Origin of the sequence: Streptomyces sp. NPDC048424, from assembly GCF_040651555.1 — a bacterium.
In the GTDB taxonomy this organism is placed as follows: domain Bacteria; phylum Actinomycetota; class Actinomycetes; order Streptomycetales; family Streptomycetaceae; genus Streptomyces.
In genome coordinates, this window is record NZ_JBEZKE010000029.1 from 1 (window position 1) to 626 (window position 626).

A 626-nucleotide genomic window follows, 5' to 3' on the forward strand; every position below is an offset into this window, starting at 1 on the left:
GCCCGGTTACATTCCGAACCCGGAAGCTAAGCCTTTCAGCGCCGATGGTACTGCAGGGGGGACCCTGTGGGAGAGTAGGACGCCGCCGAACAATCTTTCAAAGGACCCTTGGTCCAGCGTTCAACGCTGGACCAAGGGTCCTTTTTTGTTTCACCTCTTTACGCCGAAGCGCGGCCATGGGTTGGTTGCGCGAGAATGACTAGCGGTACCCCGAAGACAGGAGTCACACCCATGTCCAACTCTCCCGACGATCGTCCGGAGCGCGAGCCTCGGCGCAACGACGGCGGTGACAGGGGCGGCTACCGCGGGGGCCGTGACGACCGTGGTGGCGACCGTCCCCCGTTCCGTCGTGACGACCGTGGTGCCAGCGGCCGTCCGTCCAGTGGTGGTGGCGGTTTCCGTCGCGATGACCGTGGCGGGCGCCCCGCCGGCGGTGGCGGCGGCGGTTTCCGTCGTGACGACCGCGGTGGCGACCGTCCCAGCTACCCCCGCCGTGACGACGACCGTGGTGGTCGTCCCTCCGGTGGCGGTACCGGTGGTGGCGGCGGCTTCCGTCGTGACGACCGCGGTGGGGACCGCCCGAGCTTCCCGCGCCGTGACGACCGCGGTGGGGACCGCCCGCGTAC

Annotated in this window: 1 protein-coding gene and 1 rRNA gene; both read left to right on the forward strand. The window is 69.0% G+C overall.

The window, feature by feature from the left end:
- A 5S ribosomal RNA gene (gene rrf, locus AB0D29_RS30380) occupies window positions 1-91 on the forward strand; the annotation flags it as partial.
- A 222-nt stretch (window positions 92-313) separates the two neighbouring features.
- On the forward strand, window positions 314-626 hold a 313-nt coding region (locus AB0D29_RS30385), incomplete at its 3' end, for a hypothetical protein (protein WP_362858614.1).